This is a genomic window from Ensifer sp. LBL (assembly GCF_050435225.1).
Taxonomy (GTDB): Bacteria; Pseudomonadota; Alphaproteobacteria; order Rhizobiales; family Rhizobiaceae; genus Ensifer.
Genome location: NZ_JBNDJY010000001.1, coordinates 1,177,050 through 1,198,044, shown reverse-complemented (window position 1 = coordinate 1,198,044; position 20,995 = coordinate 1,177,050). Strand labels below are relative to the sequence as shown.

Sequence of the window (20,995 nt, the reverse complement as noted above, 5' to 3'; positions counted from 1 at the left end):
GGAAATCTGACTTAAACGCCGGTCGAGCCGAAGCCGCCGGCGCCGCGTGCCGTCTCGCTTGCCCCGTCGGCCTCGCGAACCGTCACCTGCGTGACCGGTGCGATCACCATCTGGGCGATGCGCATGCCGCGCTCGATGATGAACTCCTCGTCGCCGAGATTGACCAGCAGCACCTTCACTTCGCCGCGATAGTCGCTGTCGATCGTGCCGGGCGTGTTGAGGCAGGTGATGCCGTGCTTGAAGGCAAGGCCGGACCGCGGGCGGATCTGCGCCTCGTAGCCGGCGGGCACTTCGAAGATGAAGCCGGTCGGAACGAGGGCGCGCTTGCCTGGGTTCAGCATCAGCGGCCGATCGGCGGCAACGCCCGCGCGCAAATCCATGCCGGCAGCGCCTGCGGTCTCGTAGGCCGGAAGGTCCAGGCCTTCGCCGTGCGGCAGGCGAACGAGGTTGAGGGTCGGGCGGGATAGGGACGTGTGCGTGCTCATGCCCGCATAAGCCGGGCCACGGGCACCTCGGTCAATTGCATAATCGGGGCCGAGCCTGTAAAGGACGCGGCAACTCACAGGATTTTACGATATGGCTGAAACTCTCGCCGAGGCGGTCTCCCGCCGCCGCACATTTGCGATTATCGCCCACCCGGACGCCGGTAAGACCACGCTCACGGAAAAGTTGCTGCTGTTCGGCGGTGCCATCCAGCTCGCCGGTGAGGTCAAGGCCAAGAAGGACCGCATCCAGACCCGTTCGGACTGGATGAAGATCGAGCGCGAGCGCGGCATCTCGGTCGTCACCTCGGTGATGACCTTCGAGTATGGCGGCAACGTCTTCAACATTCTCGATACGCCCGGTCACGAAGACTTCGCCGACGACACCTACCGCACGCTGACGGCGGTGGATGCGGCCGTCATGGTCATCGACGCCGCCAAGGGTATCGAGCCGCGCACGCTGAAGCTCTTCGAAGTCTGCCGCATGCGCGATATCCCGATCATCACCTTCGTCAACAAGATGGACCGCGAAAGCCGCGATCCCTTCGAGATCCTGGACGAGGTCGAGGAAAAGCTGGCGCTCGACTGCGCGCCGGTGACCTGGCCGATCGGGCGCTCCAAGACCTTCTGCGGCTCCTACAACCTCGCCGACAACACCGTGCGCGGGTCCGACACGCAGGAAATCCCGACCAAGGTCAACGGCCCGGAGATGGCTTCCCATCGCCTGCCGGAAAACGAGCGCGACGCCTTCACCGAAGAGCTGATGCTGGCGATCGAGGCCTGCAAGCCCTTCGACAAGAAGGCCTTCCTCGAAGGCCATCTGACGCCGGTCTTCTTCGGCTCGGCGCTGCGCAACTTCGGTGTGCGCGATCTCATCAACGCGCTCGGCGACATCGCGCCGCCGCCGCGTGACCAGGTGGCGGATGTCCGCACGGTGCATGCCACCGACGACAAGATGACGGCCTTCGTCTTCAAGATCCAGGCCAACATGGACCCGAACCATCGCGACCGCATCGCCTTTGCCCGGGTCTGCTCCGGCAAGCTGGAGCGCGGCATGAAGGCGCGCCTGTCGCGCACCGGCAAGCAGCTGGGCTTGAGCGCCCCGCAGTTCTTCTTCGCCTCGCAGCGCCAGCTCGCCGACACGGCCTACGCAGGCGATGTCGTCGGTATCCCGAACCATGGCACGCTCCGGATCGGCGATACGCTGACCGAGGGCGAGCCGCTGGTGTTCCAGGGCGTGCCGAACTTCTCGCCGGAAATCCTGCGCCGCGTGCGGCTCGAGGATGCGATGAAGGCAAAGAAGCTGAAGGAAGCGCTGCAGCAGATGGCGGAAGAGGGCGTCGTGCAGCTCTTCTCGCCGGAAGACGGCTCGCCGGCGATCGTCGGCGTCGTCGGCGCGCTGCAGCTCGACGTGTTGAAGGAGCGCCTCAGCGCCGAATACGGCCTGCCGGTCTCCTTCGAAATGTCGCGCTTCTCGGTCTGCCGCTGGATCTCATCCGACCAGCCTGCCGAACTCGACAAGTTCGTGACCGCCCGTCGCGGCGACATCGCCCGCGATCTCGACGGCGACCCGGTGTTTTTGGCGCAGGACAGCTTCTCGCTGCGCTACGAAGCCGAGCGCTATCCGGCGATCAAGATGGTCGCGATCAAGGAGTATCACGTCGCCAAGGCGGCGTGATTGTTTGCGTCCGGCCGGTGCCAAGGCATCGGCCGGCCTCTCGGTGCACAAGCGCCGTTTCCGAACGAAATCCCTAAACCTAAAAATCGAAACGCGGCGACGAACGATCGAGCATGGCCATGCTTGGACGAGCGCCCCAGGTCTGTTCGATGGCCGGCGAAAGTGCTGTGAACAGGCGGTCGATGTCCTCACGTGCCGTCTCGTGCAGCGCTTCTGCCACGATCAGCGCTCGCGTTGTCTCAGGTCGTATCGCCGAAAGGCCGCCCTGCCGGTTGGTCCAGCGCCGGGCATGCGCCCGCCCCTCCGCGTCAGTGAAGACCACTTCGGCTGGTTCCGGATTTTCCGTTTCTCCTGAGAACGTCAGATAGCTCTCGTTGCCGAATGCCCGGCAGACATGCAGATGGCCGGCAACCTGCGCCAGATCGAAGACCGCGATCGGTATGGCGAAGGCGAGCGACGCTGCGTTACAGAGATCGATCAGCGGGTGGATCGAGGGTAGGTCGCCTTCCTTGCGGAAGCGCCGGAGCAAGGCTTCAGACGCCGAGCGATACTGCGTCGGCTTCAATCCCATCTTGGCGAAGGTCCGGCGCCAGGCCTGGATCTCGGGCAGGTCGCTTTCCGAACCTGCGCCGAGGCGATCGTTCGCGATCGCTTGGAACTGGCGAACATGGTCCCCGACCGAGACGCCGCCGCTGATGCCATCGATGAAAAGCGCGCCGGCGCTCAGCTCCGGGAAGTCGCGCCAGATGTCGCCTGCGTGCTGGAAGTGCATGGAAGTCCTCGAAGTGGATGCGTTCATTCTGGTTCAGGCCTTTGCGGCGGGAAGGGCGCGAGCTGTCCTTCGGCCAGCGCGGATCTGGGGTAGGGTCATGCCGAGGACGGCGGCGAGTACACAGCCGATCCCAAGCAATTGTGGGGCGCCGACCGGCTCGCCGAGCAAGAGAAAGGCAAAGGCGACGGCTGAAACGGGCGCCAGCGCGGTGAAGACGGAAGCCTCCGTGCCGCTCACTTTGGCCGACCCCGCATACCAGAGCAGGAAGCCGGCAACGGTCGGGATGAGGGCGTAGTAGAGAACCGCAACGATTGCGTCCCTGTCGATCGCGGCCGTTGCATGCGTCTCGAAGAGCGCGGGGATGAGGGCGACCACGAAGCCGAGGCCGGCCATCAGCGTCGAAAGCGCCAGCGGCGAGATCTCCGTCTTCACGCGCTTGTTGAGAAGGATGAACAGGCCCTCGCAGATGACGGCACCGAAGATAAGGGCGATGCCGAGCGGCGAATGGGCGCCGCCTTCACCGGGCTTGAAGACGATGGTGAGCACGCCGGCTGCGGCAAGCGCGATCGCCGCAAGCACTTTGCGGTCCGGACGCTCGCCGAGAAGAAGGATGGCGATGGCGGCGGAAACCACCGGTAGGGTGCCGATCACCACGCCGGCATCGGTTGCCGACGTCAGGCTCAGGCCGGCGATCAAGAGCGTCGTATAGCCGACGCTGCCGGCCCCCGCCTGGGCGATGAGGAGAAGCCAGTCGCGGCCTTTCAGTTTCGGCCATGACGTCCTGGTGAGCCACATCAACAGCAGGAAGAGCGGGAAGGCGACGGCAAAGCGCAGCGCGGTGGCCGTGAACGGTGGCAGGCCCGCCGCGATGATCTTGCTGGCGATGACCGTGCTGCCGACGAGGATCATCGCCAGTGACAGGTAGAGATAGCCTTGAAATTTTCCCGACACGTCCGTTCTCCGTTGCTACGCCACGCTTGTCGCTGCGCGGCTGGTGCAGCAATGCGCCCGGGGAGGGCTCTGGTCTTGAACGGAATTGCGGGTGTTACTTTCTGGCCTCGGCATAAATGCCGGGCGAGAGGCCATATTTGCTGACGAAGACGCGGGTCATATGGCTCTGGTCGGCAAAGCCGGCCGTAAACGCAGCCTCCGCCAGCGGCATGCCTCCACCGATCAGGCGGCGAGCGAGATCGATCCGGCGCTGGACGATATAGGCATGTGGCGTCAGGCCGACCGCGCTCGCGAAATTGCGCACCAGTTGAAAGCGGCTGAGCCCGGCTTCAGCGGCAAGATCGGCCAGCGTGATCGCGGCCGTCGGGTCGTCGTCGATCATCGCCTTGGCCGCCGTGACTGTTGCCGGCCTCTCACCCTGGTTTCGCTTGCCGGTGGCAAGAACGCCTGCCAGCAGCATGAGGAGCTGTTCTTCATGCCGGATGGCGTCGGCCCTGGCCGTTGGGTCGGTGATGGCCGCAAACAGCGACCGAAATTGATCTGCCACCTCCCGGTCGTGAAAGGCGGGGGCAGTGAACTCGCCGGAATCCGCGCGGCCCTGGCTGATATCCTCGGCGGCAGTGGCGATGACGGATGGATCGAAATAGAGCATGCGCCAGGCGCGGCCGGCATCGCCGATCGGCATGCCGTCATGCACTTCGCCAGGGTTGACGGTGATCATGTCGCCGGCGCCGGCTTCGACCATGCCACGGCCACTGAGCGACTTCTGCGCCCCCTCATAGATGAGACCGATGCCGAACTGATCGTGGGTGTGACGGGCGAAGGACTGGCGCGTTTCGGCCTCGACCGCGTCTATGCCCGCGGCCGCACTGCGCAGCATCCTGATCTTGCCCTTCGCCATCTCGCGCGCCTGCTCCGGTCTCCAGCTTCGTCTTGTACACCGCAGAGCCGCCTCCGGCCATCGCAATGACGCGTCCTCGGGCTCACATCCGCGGCTCACGGAAACTTTCATCTTTTCGACGTTGCAATCACCGGCCGCATCCTTACGTTGCGATCCCAAGCGGCGCGAAAGGGAGATGATCGAAATGCTGGATCTGCGTGTTCACTTCCTCGAAGCGGACGGATCTCTGGCGCCGTGGCGCGAGCGGATACTGCAGTCCGTGCGCGAGACCGCCGAGCGGATCGGCGCGGCGGTTTCTGCCTCGGACAGCGCTGCACCCATCGATGTCCTCGTCGAGCATCGTGCGGGCGAGACGATTCCCGAACTCGGTGTTGCAGGCGCCTGCTATCGCAGGGCGCTGGTCTTCTTCACGGTCGATCCCGGCAACGAGAATTTCGAGGTAAGCCTTGCTGCAGGAGAGGTGCGCAAGTTACTGACGCACGAGCTGCATCATTCCTTCCGCCACGGCGCCTGCGGTTATGGTTCCAAGCTCGGCGAAGCTTTGGTCAGCGAGGGGCTAGCCGATGCATTCGATGCGGAAATCAACGGCGGCGACGGCCACGCGTGGAATCATGCGCTCGAAGCTGCAGACTGGGAAGGCTTGCTGGAGCGCGCCGAGCGAGAGCTTTGGGCCGAGACCTATGATCATGCGGGCTGGTTTTTCGGCACCGATCGCTCCCTGCCGCGCTGGGCCGGCTACACGATCGGCTATCACCTGGTGAAGACCTATCTGGCGGCGAACCCGGATGCGCGCCCGTCGCAGATGACGGCAACGCCCGCATCGGTGGTGATCGGCGAGGCCTGGGCACCGCTCAAGGAACGCCTGCTCGTTGCGGCATGATGGTTCCGTTGGAGACGGCTAGGCGTGCGGCGGCTCGTCGCGATCACGCCCCGGCAGCTTCCCGACGTCGCCGATCCAGGGCAGCGCCGAGGCGCACCAGATCTGTGAGCGTGGCCGGAGTTGCCGGCGCTGGTTGATCGTTCCCACCCGGATGCCGACCTCCAGGGCGTCCTCGTCCGTGCCGGTCGTATAGATCGGCGAGCCGCAGTTCGGGCAGAAGAACTGCAGCCGCTGCCGGCCGTTTGCGGCGATCTTCACATAGAGCTTCGGTTCGCCGCCGGTCAGCCGGAAGTTCTCCCGCTCCGTGCCGGCGGTGACGCGGTAGGCGGATCCCGTCAGTTGCTGGCAATCGGTGCAATGGCAGATGCCGACATCGGCCGGATCGATCTTCGCCTCATAGGTGACGAAGCCGCAATGGCATTGCCCGTCGATGTGCATGAAGCCCTCCCTGAAAGCGGGAAAGCTAGGGCGGAGCCGCAAAAAGTGTATGCCGTTCTCATCCGCCCCCTAAGCCTCAGCGAGTGATGGGGCTCGACGGTTGCGACGCTTCGTTCCGCCAGCGTGGCGTAGGGAGGAAAGGTGATGGTGTAATGCCGTTTGGTTCGCCGCCGCTTACACGCCGGTAAACAGCCACTCGTGTTCGCGGGCGTTGTGGAACTTCCAGATGCGCTTCGGCCCGGCCATGACGTTGAGATAGTAGACGTCGTAGCCATGCACGGCGGCGACCGGATGATAGCCCCTCGGCACCAGCGTCACGTCACCGTCCTCGACTGCCATAGTCTCGTCGAGCGAGCGGTCGTCGGTATAGACGCGCTGCATCGCAAAACCCTGCGGCGGGTTGATGCGGTGGTAGTAGGTCTCTTCCAGATAGCTCTCGGACGGCAGGTTGTCCTGATCGTGCTTGTGCGGCGGGTAGGAGGAGGTGTGGCCGCCCGGCGTGATCACCTCGACGACGAGCAGCGACTGCGCCGAGCCGTCGTCTTCCGGCATGATGTTGGTGACGTAGCGGGTGTTGGTGCCCTTGCCGCGGGTCATCTGCGGATGGGTGCCTGGCGCGATCACCTTCGTCTTGAAGCCGTCGCCGCCCGGCGCCGAGCAGATGGCAAGGTCGAGATCCGAGGTGGCCGTTGCCTGCCAGCGGCTGCCTTTCGGCACGTAGACGGCATAGGGCTGGCCCTCGAACGGCGTCATGCGCTCTCCGAGCTCGCCGAGGCTTTCGCCGTCGACGGCGACCTTCGCCTTGCCGGAGACCAGCACCAGGCAGATTTCCTTGTCGCCGGTCTCGCCTTCGGTCGTCTCACCGGCTTTCAGCCGTTCCAGCGCGAAGCCGACATAGGTCCAGCCGGCGCTCTCCGGCGTCACATTTTGCATGAGGCCCGACTTGGCCTTTGGTTTGACGAGCAGCTTGGACATGTCGATCTCCCTGAATTCTTTTCTAGGGCATGCCGAACGTATGGCTTGCCCCTCACCCTAACCCTCTCCCCGCAGGCGGGGAGAGGGGATTGTTGAGGTCGCCGCTACTTTCTGCTTCGCCGGAGCGCGAGGAGGGCGACGGTGCGGCATATCCCTTCTCCCCGCCAGCGGGGAGAAGGTGGCGGCAGCCGGATGAGGGGCTTCCCTCACCGCGCGGATGAGGGGCACACACTCAAAGTCCGGCGACCGAACGTGACGGCTTACTTGTCGAGCCCGGCTTCCTTGGCGAAGGCCTTCAGCGACTTCAGCCCGAGCGACTGGTATTCGAACGGGTTGCGCACCGCCGAATCCTGCTCCGCCTCGATCACCAGCCAGCCTGAATAGCCATGCTCGGCGGCAATTTTCAGCACGGGCAGGAAGTCGACGCCGCCTTCGCTGTCGCCGGGAACCGTGAAGACGCCACGGCGCACGCCTTCGAGGAAGGAGAGGCTTTCGCCCTCGACGACCTTGCGGACCGCGGGTCGCACGTTCTTGCAATGAATGTGGCGAACGCGGTGCATGTATTTCTTTGCGACCTCGGCCGGATCGGAACCGCCGAACCAGGCATGGCCGGTATCGAGCAGCAGCTTGGTCGCCGGGCCGGTGTTCTGCATCAGGAGATCGATTTCCTCACCGGTCTGGACGATCGTGCCCATGTGGTGATGGTAGACGAGGTCGATGCCCTGGTCGGCGCAATATTGCGCGATCGCTTCGAGATCGGCGCCAAACGTCTTCCACTGGTCGGCCGGCAGGACTGGCTTGTCGTTTGCGACCGACTTGCCGTCGTCGCCATGGATGGCGTTCGAGGTTTCGCAGACGATCGCCACCTTGCAGCCATTGTACTTCAGGAGGTCGAGATGCGGCTGGATCGCCTTCTTCTCGGCCTCGACGTCATGAGTGAGCAGGTTGGTCGAGTGCCAGCCGGACACGAAGACGAGATCGTAAGCGCCGAGCTTCTGCTTCAGTGCTTCCGGATCGGACGGCATCTTGTGGCCCTTCTCGATGCCGTCGAAGCCGATCTTCTGGCAATCGGACAGGCAGTCCTCGAGCGTCAGATGCGCGCCGATCGAATGATCGTCGTCGTTGCTCCAGGCGATCGGGTTGGTTCCGTAGCGGATCATGGTCTGTCGTTTCCTATAGCATTGTCCGCGCAGGCGGATCGTTCGTGGTGCCTCATCGGCGCGCAGCAGGAGGTAGATTGCCCCTCATCCGGCTGCCGCCACCTTCTCCCCGCAGGCGGGGAGAAGGGATATGCCGTGCCCTCTGCGTCTCCTCTCCACTCGTTGGGAAGGGAAAAGCCGTGCTCTCCGCAGTCCCCTCTCCCCGCGGGCGGGGAGAGGGTTAGGGTGAGGGGGCATAAAGACAAAATGGCGCCCGCGCAGAAAGCGCGAGCGCTATGTTTTTGATCAGCCGAAGCGCTGTGCGGCGAGCGCCTTCTCATAACCCTCGCGCGCCGCGTTGACCTGGGCGCGACCCGAGACCTCGGGCACTGCGACATCCCACCAGTGGCCGCCGGCCTCGGTCGTGATCAGCGGATCGGTGTCGATGACGATCACGGTCGTGCGCGTCTCGCTCGCGGTCTCCTTGAGCACTGCTTCGAGCTCGGAGATCGAGCCGACCTTGCGGGTGACGGCGCCCATCGCGCCGGCATGCGCCGCGAAGTCGATCTGCGGCAGTTCGACGTGATGGGTGTCTTTCAAGAGATTGTTGAAGTTGGCGCTACCGGTGCCCATCTGCAGTCGGTTGATGCAGCCGTAGCCGGCATTGTCGAGCAGCACGATCGTGAACTTGGCGCCAAGCATGATCGAAGAGGCGATCTCCGAATTCAGCATCATGTAGCTGCCGTCACCGACCATGACGATCACGTCGCTCTCAGGCTTGGCGAGCTTGACGCCGAGACCGCCGGCCACTTCGTAGCCCATGGTCGAGAAGCCGTATTCCATATGGTAGCCGCCGGGCTCTTCCGCCTGCCAGAGCTTGTGCAACTCACCCGGCAGACCACCGGCGGCGCAGACGAGCGTCGTGTTCTTGGCTCCGCGGGCGCGCTGCACGGCGCCGATCACCTGGGCGTCGGAGGGAAGGGCCGCATTGGTCGTGGCCGTTGCCTTGTCGGCAGCTGCCAGCCATTCGGCCTTGCCGGCCTTGGCCTTGGCGGTCCAGCTCGGATCGGCCTTGTAGGCACCGAGACCGCCGGAAATGCGGTTCAGGCCGGCGCGTGCGTCGGCAATCAGCGGCAGTCCGTTGTGCTTGCCGGCGTCGAAAGGCTGGACGTTGAGGCCGATGATCTTCAAGCCTTCGTTCTTGAAGAGCGCCCAGGAGCCGGTCGTGAAGTCCTGTAGGCGCGAGCCGACGGCAAGCACCACGTCGGCGTCCTCGGCAAGCGCGTTGGATGCCGAGGTTCCGGTCACACCGACCGAGCCCATGTTGAGCGTATGCGAATGCGGCAGCGCCGACTTGCCGGCCTGTGTCTCGACGACCGGGATGCCGTGGCGTTCGGCGAAATCGCCGAGCTCCTTGCTCGCTTCCGAATAAAGCACGCCGCCGCCGGCGATGATGATCGGCTTCTTCGCTGCTTTCAGCGCCGCAATGGCCGTCGCCAGTTCGTCGAGATCGGGCTCGATGCGGCGCGGCACCCAGACCTTCTCGTCGAAGAAGTTCTCCGGATAATCATAGGCTTCGGCCTGTACGTCCTGGCAGAGCGACAGCGTCACCGGGCCGCAATCGGCGGGATCCGTCAGCACCTGCATGGCGCGGCGCAGCGCCGGGATGATCTGCTCGGGGCGGGTGATGCGGTCGAAGTAGCGCGATACCGGGCGGAAGCAGTCGTTCGCCGAGATCGTGCCGTCGCCGAAGCTTTCCACCTGCTGCAGCACCGGATCGGGGCGGCGGTTGGCGAAGACGTCACCCGGCAGGAAGAGAACCGGCAGGCGGTTGACATGGGCGAGTGCCGCCGAGGTCACCATGTTGAGCGCGCCAGGGCCGATCGAGGTGGTGCAGGCCATGAAGCGGCGGCGGAAGCTCGCCTTGGCAAAGGCGATCGCGGCATTGGCCATGCCCTGCTCGTTCTGGGCGCGGTAGGTCGGCAGCGTGTCCTTGATCGCATGCAGCGCCTCGCCGACGCCGGCGACGTTGCCATGGCCGAAGATGGCGAAGACGCCGCCGAAGATCGGTACCTTCTTGCCATCGATGACGGTCATCTGGCGTGTCAGGAACTGCGCCACGGCCTGTGCCATGGTCAGGCGCACGGTCTTCTGGCTCATAATCTGTTTCCTCCTCGTGGCGGAATCGTCCCGTTCCACCCTGCTTGCTGCATTGTCCGACACTTGGCGCCGATCCTATGCCGCCTTTGTTTCACCCAGTTGCAGCCAGAGATCGACAAGTGCCTTGAACTTTCCGGCCATGTCGGCGATCGCCTGGTCGTCGCTCATCGTGCCGCCGAGCCAGGCCCTGCCGGCATCGGCGAAGATCGTGCGGCCGACGGCAAAGCCCCGGACCGTCTTCGACGTGCGGGCAGCTGCAAAGCCGTCCTTCAGTTGCTCATAGGGCGCTTCGAGGCCCAAGAGCACCACGCCGCGGCAGAGCGGATCGCGGGCTTCGATGACGGCATCGATCGCTGCCCAGGCGCCGCGGCTTGCCTGCGGCTCGAGCTTCCACCAGTCCGGCTTCAGCCCGGCATCGTAGAGCTCGGTCAGGGCCCGCGGAATGGTCTGGTCGTCGAGCTTGCCATGCTTGCCGGCAATGATCTCGATCAGGATTTCGCGGCCGACCTTGCGCGCCGCCTCGAAGGCCGAGCGGAGCTTTGCCACCTGCTGGGCCTTCAGCTCGGCCGGATCGTCCGGGTGGTAGAAGGAGAGCACCTTGATGCAGTGGTCGACCGGCCAGTCGATCAGGCGGCTGCCGAGATCCTGGCTGAATTCGAATTGCAGCGGCCGCGAGCCCGGAAGCTCGATCGGTTTGCCGATCCAGAAATCGCGGTGGGCGCCGGCGGCGTAAAGCGCGTCACGGCCGTATTTGTCGTCGATCAGCATGCCGAAGCCGGAGCGGCCGGCCGCGACCTGGGCGGCGGCCTTCACCGCCAGCACCTTGAAGGCTGGAATGCGGTCCAGCAAGGACTGGTCACCGGCGGCCATGTCTTCGAGCTGGCTGCGATGGTCGATCGCCAGCGCCATCAGCAGCGGAATGTCGCGGCGGCGGGTGGTCGCCCAGTGAACGTGGTTGATCGCCTCGTCCTTGCGCAGGGCCCGCTCCTTGCTGCCCTTTTCCAGGAAGAACTGCAGTTCGGTCCAGGTCGGGATTTCAGGTGCGCAGAGAAGGCGGGAGACGGCGAAGGCGCCGCAGGCATTGGCCCAGGTGGCCGACGTCGCGTGCGGCTCGTTTTTCAGCCAGCCGCGTAGGAAGCCGGACATGAAGGCGTCGCCGGCGCCGAGCACGTTGTAGACTTCGATCGGGAAGCCCTTGCCGACGATACCGTCTTCGAGGTCGTCGGTGATCGGGCCGTCATAGACGATGCAGCCCATCGGTCCGCGTTTGAGCACAATCGTCGCCTTGGAGAGGGAGCGGATCGTCTTCAGCGCTTGCAAGAGGTCGCTTTCGCCTGACGCGATCAGCACTTCCTCTTCGGTGCCCACGATCAGGTCGCAGTCGGCGAGAACGGTCTTCAGGTGCGCCGACACGCGATCCGACGCGATGTATCGGCTCTCGCCGGCGTCATGGCCGGCAAGGCCCCAGAGGTTCGGGCGATAGTCGATGTCGAAGACGATCTTCGCGCCGTTTTCCTTGGCGATGCGGATCGCCTTGCGCTGGGCAGCGTCGGTGTTCGGCTTGGAGAAATGCGTGCCGGAGACAAGCACGGCGCGGGCGGAGCGGATGAATTCTTCCGAAACGTCGTCTTCGCAGAGCGCGTTGTCGGCGCAGTTGTCGCGATAGAAGAGCAGCGGGAAGGTCTTGTCGTTTTCGACCGCGAGGATCGCGAGCGCCGTCAGCCGCTCCGGGTCGGTGACAATGCCGCGGGTCTCGACGCCTTCACGGGTGAGCTGCTCGCGGATGAAACGGCCCATCTGCTCGTTGCCGACGCGGGTGAGAAGCGCTGACTTCAGACCGAGGCGCGCCGTGCCGACAGAGATGTTGCAGGGGCAGCCGCCCACCGACTTGGCAAAACTCGAAACATCTTCAAGCCGCGTGCCGATCTGCTGGCCATAGAGATCGACCGAGGCCCGGCCGATGGTGATCAGGTCGAGCGGCTTTGCTCCCTGTGCCGAAACGTTCTGGCTCACTGCTTCCTCCCCGCGGACACCTTGGCGGGCCCGACCATTTCCGTACTGTGGGTGATGGCCGTATGAAACATAAATTCCGACGTTTAGTCAATATGGAATTTTCATTCTATCTGTTCCGTTTCGCCTAACTGCCCTCGGCAAGCCGCTGGCGCTTCTCGGCAATGGCGACCGTCAATGCCATGGCAAAGGCCATGCTGGCGGAGAGCGAACGGAAGCCGGCATGATCGGCCTCGACCAGTTCGAACCAGACTTTCGAGGATTCCGCGAGCGGCGAGAAGGCCGAGTCTGTCAGCGACACGACCGGCACCTTGCGCTCGGCGAGAAGCCGCGCCTGGGCGGCACTTTCAGACGCATAGGGCGAGAAGCTGACGGCAAAGGCGGCATCGTTCTTCGTCGCCATCGCCAGCATGTCCTCGTCGATGCCGGCGGCCGTGCCGACGAGCTGGTACTTCACCTTCAGCTTGCCGAAGGCATAGGCCATGTAACTGGAGATGGGATAGGAGCGGCGCTTGGCGATCAAGTAGATCGTGTCGGCCTTGGCGAGGATATCGACGGCGCGCTCGAAGGCTTCCGGATCGACCGAGGAGGCGATGTTGTCGAGCGAGCGGTGGGCGGCGGCGACGAAGCCGTTGAAGATTGAGCCGCTTTCGAGCTTGCTGTGGTCGTTGGCGCTCAGTGCCTTCAGCCGGTCCTCATAGCCCGGCGTGCGCTCGCGCAGCCGGGCGCGAAAGATCTGCTGCAGGCTGGAAAAGCCCTCGAAGCCGAAATGCTGGGCGAAGCGCACCAGAGTCGACGGCTGCACTTCCGCCGAGGTGGCGATGCTCGCGGCTGTACCGAAGGCGATTTCGTCGGGGTTGTCGAGCGCATAGGCGGCGACCTGGCGAAGCCGCTTCGGCAGCTCCGCCTTGCGTTCCAGAATGGCGGCCTTCAGCGCCTCGAAATCCTGCGGCACCTCTGTCGTCGTTTCCGGCGTGGCCATGTCTCGCTCGTCTCCCTCGATATCAGTCTGGCTTTCGGCCTCACCCTAATCGATTAGTCGGGAACGGGATAGAACAGGCGTTCTATTTTCCTCCAGCATTTCCAGCAAAAGTGCGCAGCGGTTTTGCGTCCGGGAATGCGCGTCGGGGAACCGCTTAAATCCGTACCCATTCGTTGGTCTTGGCCGATTGATAGGTCGCCGAAAGCACCTTCTGCACCTCGTAGCCTTCGCGGAAATCCGTCGATGGCGACCTGCCGCCGGCGATGGAGTCGAGGAACTCCTTGACCTCGATGGCCTTCAGGTCGTTGAAACCGATCTGGTGGCCCGGCGCCACGCAGAAGGCGCCATAGGGCGGATGTTCCGGTCCGGCCCAGATGGTGCGGAAACCGCGGGTGCGGATATCGTCGCCAGTCTTGTAGAGGCGGATTTCGTTCAGCCGCTCCTGGGTGAAGACGATGCTGCCCTTCGAACCGTAGATCTCGAAATCGTGCTGCATCTTGCGTCCCGTTGCGATCCAGCTTGCCTCGAAGCTGCCGGTCGCACCGTTTTCGAAGCGCACGAAGGCGCGGGTGATGTCGTCGACCTCGACGGCGCGGGTTTCACTGGAGCCGGCGGAAACCGGGCGTTCGGGGATCTGGATGATGGTCTCGGCGAGCACCCGGCTGATCGGGCCGACGAGGTGGCGCATCGAGGCGATGATGTGGCTGCCGATGTCGGCAAGCGCGCCGCCACCGCTGGCCGGGTTCAGGCGCCAGCCCCACGGAACCTGCGCATCGGCCATGAAGTCTTCCGCATGAATGCCGCGCATCGAACGGATTTCGCCGATCTCGCCGCTTTCGATGATGTCCTTGGCAAGGAAGATCAGCGGGTTCTTCAGATAGTTGAAGCCGACCTGGGTGACGACGCCCGCCTTCTCAGCCGCTTCAACCATCTCGCGGCATTCCGCAACGGTCGGCGCCAGCGGCTTTTCGCAATAGACGTGCTTGCCATGGGCGATCGCCGCCAGCGCCATCTCCTTGTGCAAGAGGTTCGGCGTGGTGATGTCGATGATGTCGATATCCGGATCGGTCAGGAGTTCCCGCCAGTCGGCCGTCGCCTTGCGGAAGCCGAGCTGGCCGCGGGCGCGCTCGGCACTTTCGACGGTCACGTCGGCGACCGAAACCAGATCGAGCTCGAAGGGCAGGTCGAAGACCCGCGCGGCAATGGTGAAGCCGAGCGCATGGGCCTTGCCCATGAAGCCCGTGCCGATCAGGCCGATGCCGAGTTTGCGCTTGCTGCCCATGCCGAATTCCTCCCTGGCGGCGCTGCCGTGTTGGCTCGAAATGAAATGAATTGTGCAAGATTTGTCAATATGGAATATTTGTTCGAAATAGGGCGGGATGCACGCCCTGTGCCGCTCGAAACAGCCAAATCTGTGTGTTCCGGTTAGTCTCACCTTGACGAAGGGGGAATGTGTTAACGCATTTTTACCATGTTCCGTTGGAACATCGCATTTCGTCATGGTTAACGAATCGCCCTCAAGTGAACGGGGGCGGAGCTGGAGTGAAGTCAGCATGTGCCGCTGGGCAGCCTATCGCGGAGAGCCGCTCTATCTCGAGGAACTGGTGACCTCTCCGGCGCACTCGCTGATCGAGCAGTCCCATTGCGCGACACGGGCCAAGACCGCCACCAACGGCGACGGTTTCGGCATCGCCTGGTATGGCGATCACCCGGAGCCCGGACGTTACCGCGATATCCTGCCGGCCTGGTCCGACTGCAACCTGAAGAGCATCGCACGGCAGATACGCTCGCCGCTCTTCCTCGCCCATGTGCGCGCCGCGACCGGCGGCGGCACCCGGCGCGACAACTGTCATCCCTTCGTCTTCGGTCGCTGGTCCTTCATGCACAACGGCCAGATCGGCGACTTCGAGCACCTGCGTCGGCCGATGGAGAGCATGCTCGACAACGACCTCTATTCGGCTCGCACCGGCACGACCGACTCGGAACTTCTGTTTCTTCTCGCCATGCAGTTCGGGCTCGACCGCGATCCGCTCGGCGCCATCGCCGAGGCGCTCGCCTTCATCGAGCAGCTTGCCGAACATCTCGAACGCCAGGTGCTGGTGCGCTTCACCGCTGCTTTCTCCGACGGCCAGGATCTCTACGCCGTGCGCTACGCCTCCGATTGGAAGGCGCCGACGCTCTATGCCGCACCCATGGGTCCGAGCGGCGGCTATTGCCTGGTTTCCGAGCCGCTCAACGACGACGACAGCGCCTGGGTGGAAATCCCTGACGGCACGGCGGTTATCGTGGGCGAAAATGGCGTCGATGTCCGACTGTTTTCGACCAAGGGCGCACCGGTTCGCTCGCGGCATCTCGCCTGAGAAATCACATTTGTGATGTAGCGGACAGTGCCAGCCCCTCATCCGGCTGCCGCCACCTTCTCCCCGCAGGCGGGGAGAAGGGACACGCCGCACCCTCCCGATCCATCTGCTCGCTGCGAACGCACCGTTCACGCAGGGCACGTCCCCTCGCCCCGCTTGCGGGGAGAGGGGTAGGGTGAGGGGCGCCTGTTTCGCTGGACTAGCCTTTATCTGCCCGTGCCAACGCGTCGGCGATCATCGCCGCAAGCTTCTCGGCCACCGCGTCCTTGTCCATCTCCGGCCAATCATCATTGCCGGTGGCCGAGATCAGTTTCACCTTGTTGCGGTCGCCGCCCATGATGCCGGTTGCCGGTGACACGTCGTTGGCGAGGATGAAGTCGGCGCCCTTGCGTTCGAGCTTGGCGCGGCCGTTGTCGGCGACGTTTTCGGTTTCGGCGGCAAAGCCGATGACGAGTTTCGGCCGCTTGGTATGGTGGCCGACCGTCTTCAGGATATCGGGGTTTTCGGCAAGCTGCAGCGGCGGCGGCGCCTCGCCGGGTTTCTTCTTGATCTTGTTGCCGGCGGCCGTCGCCACCCGCCAGTCGGCAACGGCGGCGACCATGACGGCAACGTCGGCAGGGAGGGCGGCAAGCACCGCGTCGCGCATCTCTTCGGCCCGTTCCACATGCACGACCTTGACGCCGGCCGGATCCGGGATCGTCACCGGGCCGGAGACCAGCGTGACGTTTGCGCCGAGTTTTGCCAGCGCCGCGGCGATCGCATGGCCCTGCTTGCCCGAGGAGCGGTTTGCGATGTAGCGCACCGGGTCGATCGGCTCATGCGTCGGCCCTGACGTGACGACGACGCTGCGTCCGGCAAGCGGCTTTGGCGTTCCGCCGAGAAAATCCTCGACGGCCGCCACGATTGCCAGCGGCTCGCTCATGCGGCCTTCTCCGGCTTCGCCGCTTTCCGCCATCTCGCCCGCTTCCGGGCCAATGAAACGGATGCCGTCCTTGGCAAGCGTCGTCCGGTTGCGGCGCGTTGCCGGGTGCGCCCACATTTTCGGGTTCATCGCCGGCGCGACCAGCACCGGCCGGTCGGTCGCGAGCAGAATGGTCGAAGCGAGATCGTCGGCATGGCCGTTCGCCATCTTCGCCATCAGGTCGGCCGTGGCTGGTGCGACGACGATCAGATCGCATTCGCGTGCCAATCGGATATGGCCGACGTCCTGCTCGTCCTCGCGGGAGAACAGGTCGAGATAGACATGCGAGGCTGAAAGCGCGCCGACGGCAAGCGGCGTCACGAACTGCTGCGCACCCGATGTCATGACCGGCCGCACGCTCGCGCCGCGTTCCCTGAGGCGCCGGATGAGATCGAGGCTCTTATAGGCCGCGATGCCGCCTGAGATGATGAGGAGAATACGCTTGCCCGACAGTGTCATTTGCACCCGGCCCTTCGGCCGTCCTCTTGCCCGGCATGGGCTGCCGAGCCTACGCGATACCAGAACAGTTGGGACGGCTGGCTTTGCCAGCGTCTCTGGATCGAACCTACTTGAGCGATCCGCCGGGCGCAACGTGTGCCGCTGGCGGACACGCGTTGCGCCCGGCGGATCGAGGAAATGCGGCGGAACAAAAGCCGCACCGCTTGCGTCAACCGGGGCAGGGGCTGTTGCCGAAGCCTGATAATGCGGTTAATCCGCTCTCAATCCGCGGGGGCTAAGCTTCTTCCATGCGAATAAATGCGATCACAAACTGGGCCTATGGCGTTACCGTCCTTCTGACGGGGCTTTCTGGTGCCGCCTTCATCCTGTCGACCGACAGCGCGATCAAGGAACGCCAGGCGGTTGAGCAACATCTGGTGCTTGATACGCTCGGCGAAGAGCTTGCGCTCGGGGCTGAAACGCGAAGTGACGAGGCACGCCTTTATGTGATGCGCGGCGACGAGCGCCATCTCGAAGCCTTCCACCGCGCCGAGGAAGAAGAACGACGGCGCGAGGAGGCGACCAAGACCGCAACCAAGCTTGGCGCGACGCCGGCGGAGATCGCCGCCTTGCAGGAAATCGTTCGCGAGGCGGAAGCGCTCGACAAGATCGAGGTTGCCGCCATCGAGGTCTATCAGAAGGGTGACCGCGCCGGCGCGCAGGAAAAGCTCTTTGGCCCCGAGCACGAGCGTCTGCAGACCGCCCTTCTTGAGACGGTGGCGCGGTTCAGGGACCTGACCAACGTTCGCACCGGCGCGGCCCTCAACGAGGCGCAGGAGCGCAGCGATTGGTATGCCGCCGCCGCCAAGACGATGCTCGGCATCACCGCCGCCCTGTTCCTGAGCGTGCTCTATTTCATTCTCAAGCGCCGCGTCGCCATGCCGCTTACCCGAATGAGCGGCATCGTCACCCGCCTTGCCGAGCAGGATTATGCGGTAGAGGTCCCGCTCGATCGGCGCCGCGACGAGATCGGTGAGATGAACCAGGCGATCCATATCTTCCGCGAGAACGGCCTGGAACGGGATCGGCTGGACGCGGAGCGGCGGCTGGACCAGCAGACCAAGGATCTCATCCTGCAGATGATGCACCGGCTGCAGGCCTGCCAGAGCCAGGACGAGCTGGCTGAGGTCGTCGCTCGTTTCGCGCCGCAGGTCTTTCCCAACCTCGCCGGCCATCTCTATGTGCTGAACGACAGCCGGACGCTCCTGTCGCGCGTCGGTACCTGGCTCGATCCGCAGCATTCGGCGCCGACGTTTCCGTCGAGCGCCTGCTGGGGGCTTCGCCGCGGCCGGCCGCATGTCAGCAACCGCGGCCACAGCGACATTGCCTGCCAGCACCTCGACGATGAGGGCGTGATCGGCCTCTGCGTGCCGCTGACGGCCCAGGGCGACACGATCGGGCTCCTCTACTTCGAGGAACGGTCTGAGGAGGAGTTCGCGGTCGAGGCGTCGCGCCTCTATCTCGAACTGATCGCCGAAAATATCGGGCTCGCCGTCGCCAATCTTCAGCTGCGCGAGAAGCTCACCAATCTCGCCGTCCGCGATGCGTTGACGGGCCTGCTCAACCGGCGCTGCCTCGACGAGGCGCTGAACCGGCAGCCGCGCGGGCAGGCCGGCAAGCTGCTTAGCTGCCTGATGATCGACATCGACCACTTCAAGCGTTTCAACGATGAGTTCGGCCACGATGCCGGTGACGTCGTCATGCAGTATGTCGCCCAGATCATCGTCGACACGGTCGGCGATGCCGGCAGCGCCTATCGCTTTGGCGGCGAGGAATTCACCGTGCTCATGCCCGACGCCGGCGAAGCCGCGGGCTTCGAGCTTGCCGAGCGGCTGAGGACGCGGATCGGCACGACGCCGCTTTCGCATCGCGGCCGCATTCTGGGCACGGTTTCGGTCTCGGTCGGCGTTGCCTCGGCGCCAGACGATGGGCCTGTAGCCACGCTTCTGACCCGGGCCGATGCCGCTCTTCTCGACGCCAAGAACCAAGGCCGAAACCGGAGTGTGCGTGCCTCCGGGCTCGCCTTCGGCGACGACGAGGCGCGACGCAGCCTCGCCTGATCCCCTGGCTCCCGCTGGTCTGTATCGAAGGCCCCGCCTTGAAACGGGCGCATTCGATGCTATCTATGACCGCGATAGAAATTTGAACAGGATACACGCATCGATGGATTTCACCCTGACCGCCAAGCCGAACCGTCTTGCCATCAGGGAAAACCGTATCCATGCCTGCTTCGATTTCACTCTCCCAAATTTCGTGGTCCACGCCTGAGGGCCGAAGCCTCCTTTCCGATCTCGACCTGACCTTTGGTCCTGTCCGCACCGGCCTTGTCGGCCGCAATGGCGTTGGCAAATCCACGCTGCTGCGACTGGTCGAGGGCACGCTGACACCGCAGGGCGGCAAGGTCAGTGTTGTCGGCAGTCTCGGTGTGCTCAGCCAGACCGTTCAGGTCGCGGCAGGCGAGACCGTCGCCGATCTCTTCGGCGTCACCGACGCGCTGGCGGTTCTGCAGAAAGCGGACGAGGGGCACGCCTCCGTGGACGAACTGGCTTCTGCCGATTGGACGCTGGAGGCCCGCATGGAGGAGGCGCTTGCGCGCGTCGGTCTGAACGCGGCAGCGCAAACGCGCCTTGCCGCCCTGTCCGGCGGGCAGATGACCCGCGTGAAGCTTGCCGCGCTCGTCTTCAAGGAGCCGGATTTCATTCTGCTCGACGAACCCACCAACAATCTCGATCGCGAAGGTCGGGCGGCCGTCGCCGCGCTGATGGCGGGCTGGCGCGGCGGCGCCATCGTCGTCAGCCATGACCGTGAACTCCTGGAGACGATGGACGCGATCGTCGAACTCACGACGCTTGGTGCGACGACCTATGGCGGCAACTGGAGCCATTATCGCGAACGCAAGGCGATCGAGCTGGCGTCCGCGCGCCACGATCTCGCCGATGCCGAGCGGCGTCTGGCCGAGGTGGAGCGCAAGACCCAGGAGACGGCCGAACGCAAGGCCCGCAAGGATGCCGCCGGCCGCCGAAAGCGGGCCAAGGGCGACGAACCGCTGCTCCTGCTCGACGCCAGGAAGGAGCGCAGCGAAAAGACCGGCGGCGACAATGCCCGCCTTGCGGAACGGCGACGGGACCAGGCGGTCGGCGATCTCGTCGAAGCGCGCGAACGCATCGAGATCCTGCAGCCGTTGACCGTGCGTCTGCCGCCGACCGGCCTGCCTTCCGGCCGCAGCGTCCTGCAGGTCGATGATGTCAGCGTTGGTTATGGACCGGGAAAACCGATCGTCGATCGGCTGTCGCTTTCGGTCGTCGGGCCGGAGCGCGTGGCACTCACCGGTCGCAACGGTTCGGGCAAGACGACGCTGTTGTCGCTGCTGACGGGTGATCTCCAGCCATGGTCCGGCACGGTGCGTGTCCAGGTCGATCACGCCATGCTCGACCAGAAGGTAAGCCTGCTCGATCCTCGTCTGTCGATCCGCGACAATTTCCGGCGCCTCAATCCCGACGCCAGCGAGAACGATTGCCGGGCGGCGCTCGCCCGCTTCATGTTCCGGGCGGATGCTGCGCTGCAGGTCGTCTCAAGTCTCAGCGGCGGCCAGATGCTGCGCGCCGGTCTCGCCTGTGTGCTCAGCGGCAGCAAGCCGCCGCAACTCCTCATCCTCGACGAGCCGACCAACCATCTGGACATCGATTCCATCGAGGCGGTCGAGGCGGGGCTCCGGGCCTATGATGGCGCGCTGCTCGTCGTCAGCCACGACCAGGCCTTCTTGGAGGCAATCGGCATCACCAGGCGGATCGAACTTTCCTGACGGGGA

Annotated in this window: 17 protein-coding genes; 5 read left to right on the top strand and 12 right to left on the bottom strand. The window is 64.5% G+C overall.

Annotated features, from left to right (window positions below; all coding sequences use genetic code 11):
• Nucleotides 1-11 precede the first annotated feature (11 nt).
• Nucleotides 12-485, bottom strand: a complete 474-nt coding sequence (dut, locus tag OKW20_RS05800; protein ID WP_429112067.1) for a dUTP diphosphatase — start codon at nt 483-485, stop codon at nt 12-14.
• 91 nt (nt 486-576) lie between these two features.
• On the opposite strand from dut, the gene OKW20_RS05795 reads away from it, so the two are divergent.
• Nucleotides 577-2,160, top strand: a complete 1,584-nt coding sequence (locus tag OKW20_RS05795; protein ID WP_043615500.1) for a peptide chain release factor 3 — start codon at nt 577-579, stop codon at nt 2,158-2,160.
• Between the two features lie 79 nt (nt 2,161-2,239).
• On the opposite strand, the gene OKW20_RS05790 is transcribed toward OKW20_RS05795, so the two are convergent.
• The 3 genes from OKW20_RS05790 to OKW20_RS05780 all read right to left on the bottom strand — a co-directional run bounded on the left by OKW20_RS05790 (nt 2,240) and on the right by OKW20_RS05780 (nt 4,784).
• Nucleotides 2,240-2,932, bottom strand: coding sequence for a B3/B4 domain-containing protein (locus OKW20_RS05790; RefSeq protein ID WP_429170794.1), 693 nt, complete (start codon nt 2,930-2,932; stop codon nt 2,240-2,242).
• A gap of 33 nt (nt 2,933-2,965) precedes the next feature.
• A complete protein-coding gene (locus OKW20_RS05785; RefSeq protein WP_429170793.1) occupies nt 2,966-3,883 on the bottom strand; it encodes a DMT family transporter in 918 nt (305 codons plus the stop codon).
• Between the two features lie 94 nt (nt 3,884-3,977).
• Nucleotides 3,978-4,784: an AraC family transcriptional regulator gene (locus OKW20_RS05780; protein WP_429170792.1), complete on the bottom strand. Its 807-nt coding sequence runs from the start codon at nt 4,782-4,784 to the stop codon at nt 3,978-3,980.
• 184 nt (nt 4,785-4,968) lie between these two features.
• On the opposite strand from OKW20_RS05780, the gene OKW20_RS05775 reads away from it, so the two are divergent.
• Nucleotides 4,969-5,664 (top strand): DUF2268 domain-containing putative Zn-dependent protease, encoded by a 696-nt coding sequence (locus tag OKW20_RS05775; protein ID WP_429170790.1) that lies wholly within the window; start codon nt 4,969-4,971, stop codon nt 5,662-5,664.
• 18 nt (nt 5,665-5,682) lie between these two features.
• Here OKW20_RS05775 and OKW20_RS05770 read toward each other — a convergent pair whose 3' ends face one another.
• The 7 genes from OKW20_RS05770 to OKW20_RS05740 all read right to left on the bottom strand — a co-directional run bounded on the left by OKW20_RS05770 (nt 5,683) and on the right by OKW20_RS05740 (nt 14,650).
• On the bottom strand, nt 5,683-6,102 hold the full coding sequence (locus OKW20_RS05770; RefSeq protein WP_429170789.1) for a GFA family protein: 420 nt from the start codon (nt 6,100-6,102) through the stop codon (nt 5,683-5,685).
• A gap of 174 nt (nt 6,103-6,276) precedes the next feature.
• Nucleotides 6,277-7,077: a 5-deoxy-glucuronate isomerase gene (gene iolB, locus OKW20_RS05765; protein ID WP_429170787.1), complete on the bottom strand. Its 801-nt coding sequence runs from the start codon at nt 7,075-7,077 to the stop codon at nt 6,277-6,279.
• 260 nt (nt 7,078-7,337) lie between these two features.
• The gene (gene iolE, locus OKW20_RS05760; protein WP_429170785.1) at nt 7,338-8,237 is read right to left on the bottom strand and encodes a myo-inosose-2 dehydratase; all 900 of its coding nucleotides are present in this window, start codon (nt 8,235-8,237) and stop codon (nt 7,338-7,340) included.
• 285 nt (nt 8,238-8,522) lie between these two features.
• A complete protein-coding gene (gene iolD, locus OKW20_RS05755; RefSeq protein ID WP_429170783.1) occupies nt 8,523-10,376 on the bottom strand; it encodes a 3D-(3,5/4)-trihydroxycyclohexane-1,2-dione acylhydrolase (decyclizing) in 1,854 nt (617 codons plus the stop codon).
• Nucleotides 10,377-10,451: 75 nt separating this feature from the next.
• Nucleotides 10,452-12,389, bottom strand: coding sequence for a bifunctional 5-dehydro-2-deoxygluconokinase/5-dehydro-2-deoxyphosphogluconate aldolase (locus OKW20_RS05750; RefSeq protein ID WP_429170781.1), 1,938 nt, complete (start codon nt 12,387-12,389; stop codon nt 10,452-10,454).
• Between the two features lie 124 nt (nt 12,390-12,513).
• A complete protein-coding gene (locus OKW20_RS05745) occupies nt 12,514-13,368 on the bottom strand; it encodes a MurR/RpiR family transcriptional regulator (RefSeq protein WP_043615522.1) in 855 nt (284 codons plus the stop codon).
• A 154-nt stretch (nt 13,369-13,522) separates the two neighbouring features.
• Nucleotides 13,523-14,650 (bottom strand): Gfo/Idh/MocA family protein, encoded by a 1,128-nt coding sequence (locus OKW20_RS05740; RefSeq protein WP_429170779.1) that lies wholly within the window; start codon nt 14,648-14,650, stop codon nt 13,523-13,525.
• 271 nt (nt 14,651-14,921) lie between these two features.
• Between OKW20_RS05740 and OKW20_RS05735 the strand changes: the two genes are divergently transcribed.
• Nucleotides 14,922-15,728, top strand: coding sequence for a class II glutamine amidotransferase (locus OKW20_RS05735; protein ID WP_427345335.1), 807 nt, complete (start codon nt 14,922-14,924; stop codon nt 15,726-15,728).
• 199 nt (nt 15,729-15,927) lie between these two features.
• Here the strand turns inward: OKW20_RS05735 and coaBC are convergent, their stop codons facing one another.
• Nucleotides 15,928-17,148, bottom strand: a complete 1,221-nt coding sequence (gene coaBC, locus OKW20_RS05730) for a bifunctional phosphopantothenoylcysteine decarboxylase/phosphopantothenate--cysteine ligase CoaBC (RefSeq protein ID WP_429171155.1) — start codon at nt 17,146-17,148, stop codon at nt 15,928-15,930.
• Nucleotides 17,149-17,435: 287 nt separating this feature from the next.
• Between coaBC and OKW20_RS05725 the strand changes: the two genes are divergently transcribed.
• Nucleotides 17,436-19,247 carry a diguanylate cyclase gene (locus OKW20_RS05725; protein ID WP_429112089.1) on the top strand — a complete coding sequence of 604 codons (1,812 nt, stop codon included), beginning with the start codon at nt 17,436-17,438 and terminating at the stop codon, nt 19,245-19,247.
• A 161-nt stretch (nt 19,248-19,408) separates the two neighbouring features.
• Nucleotides 19,409-20,989 (top strand): ABC-F family ATP-binding cassette domain-containing protein, encoded by a 1,581-nt coding sequence (locus tag OKW20_RS05720; RefSeq protein WP_429170777.1) that lies wholly within the window; start codon nt 19,409-19,411, stop codon nt 20,987-20,989.
• The last annotated feature ends 6 nt before the right edge of the window (nt 20,990-20,995 follow it).

What these genes read in the sequence shown, in the direction of transcription:
- dut (WP_429112067.1), bottom strand. Translation starts at nt 485, where the DNA reads ATGAGCACGCACACGTCCCTATCCCGCCCGACCCTCAACCTCGTTCGC.
- OKW20_RS05795 (WP_043615500.1), top strand. Translation starts at nt 577, where the DNA reads ATGGCTGAAACTCTCGCCGAGGCGGTCTCCCGCCGCCGCACATTTGCG.
- OKW20_RS05790 (WP_429170794.1), bottom strand. Translation starts at nt 2,932, where the DNA reads ATGCACTTCCAGCACGCAGGCGACATCTGGCGCGACTTCCCGGAGCTG.
- OKW20_RS05780 (WP_429170792.1), bottom strand. Translation starts at nt 4,784, where the DNA reads ATGGCGAAGGGCAAGATCAGGATGCTGCGCAGTGCGGCCGCGGGCATA.
- OKW20_RS05775 (WP_429170790.1), top strand. Translation starts at nt 4,969, where the DNA reads ATGCTGGATCTGCGTGTTCACTTCCTCGAAGCGGACGGATCTCTGGCG.
- OKW20_RS05770 (WP_429170789.1), bottom strand. Translation starts at nt 6,102, where the DNA reads ATGCACATCGACGGGCAATGCCATTGCGGCTTCGTCACCTATGAGGCG.
- iolB (WP_429170787.1), bottom strand. Translation starts at nt 7,077, where the DNA reads ATGTCCAAGCTGCTCGTCAAACCAAAGGCCAAGTCGGGCCTCATGCAA.
- iolE (WP_429170785.1), bottom strand. Translation starts at nt 8,237, where the DNA reads ATGATCCGCTACGGAACCAACCCGATCGCCTGGAGCAACGACGACGAT.
- iolD (WP_429170783.1), bottom strand. Translation starts at nt 10,376, where the DNA reads ATGAGCCAGAAGACCGTGCGCCTGACCATGGCACAGGCCGTGGCGCAG.
- OKW20_RS05745 (WP_043615522.1), bottom strand. Translation starts at nt 13,368, where the DNA reads ATGGCCACGCCGGAAACGACGACAGAGGTGCCGCAGGATTTCGAGGCG.
- OKW20_RS05740 (WP_429170779.1), bottom strand. Translation starts at nt 14,650, where the DNA reads ATGGGCAGCAAGCGCAAACTCGGCATCGGCCTGATCGGCACGGGCTTC.
- OKW20_RS05735 (WP_427345335.1), top strand. Translation starts at nt 14,922, where the DNA reads ATGTGCCGCTGGGCAGCCTATCGCGGAGAGCCGCTCTATCTCGAGGAA.
- coaBC (WP_429171155.1), bottom strand. Translation starts at nt 17,148, where the DNA reads ATGACACTGTCGGGCAAGCGTATTCTCCTCATCATCTCAGGCGGCATC.
- OKW20_RS05725 (WP_429112089.1), top strand. Translation starts at nt 17,436, where the DNA reads ATGCGAATAAATGCGATCACAAACTGGGCCTATGGCGTTACCGTCCTT.
- OKW20_RS05720 (WP_429170777.1), top strand. Translation starts at nt 19,409, where the DNA reads ATGCCTGCTTCGATTTCACTCTCCCAAATTTCGTGGTCCACGCCTGAG.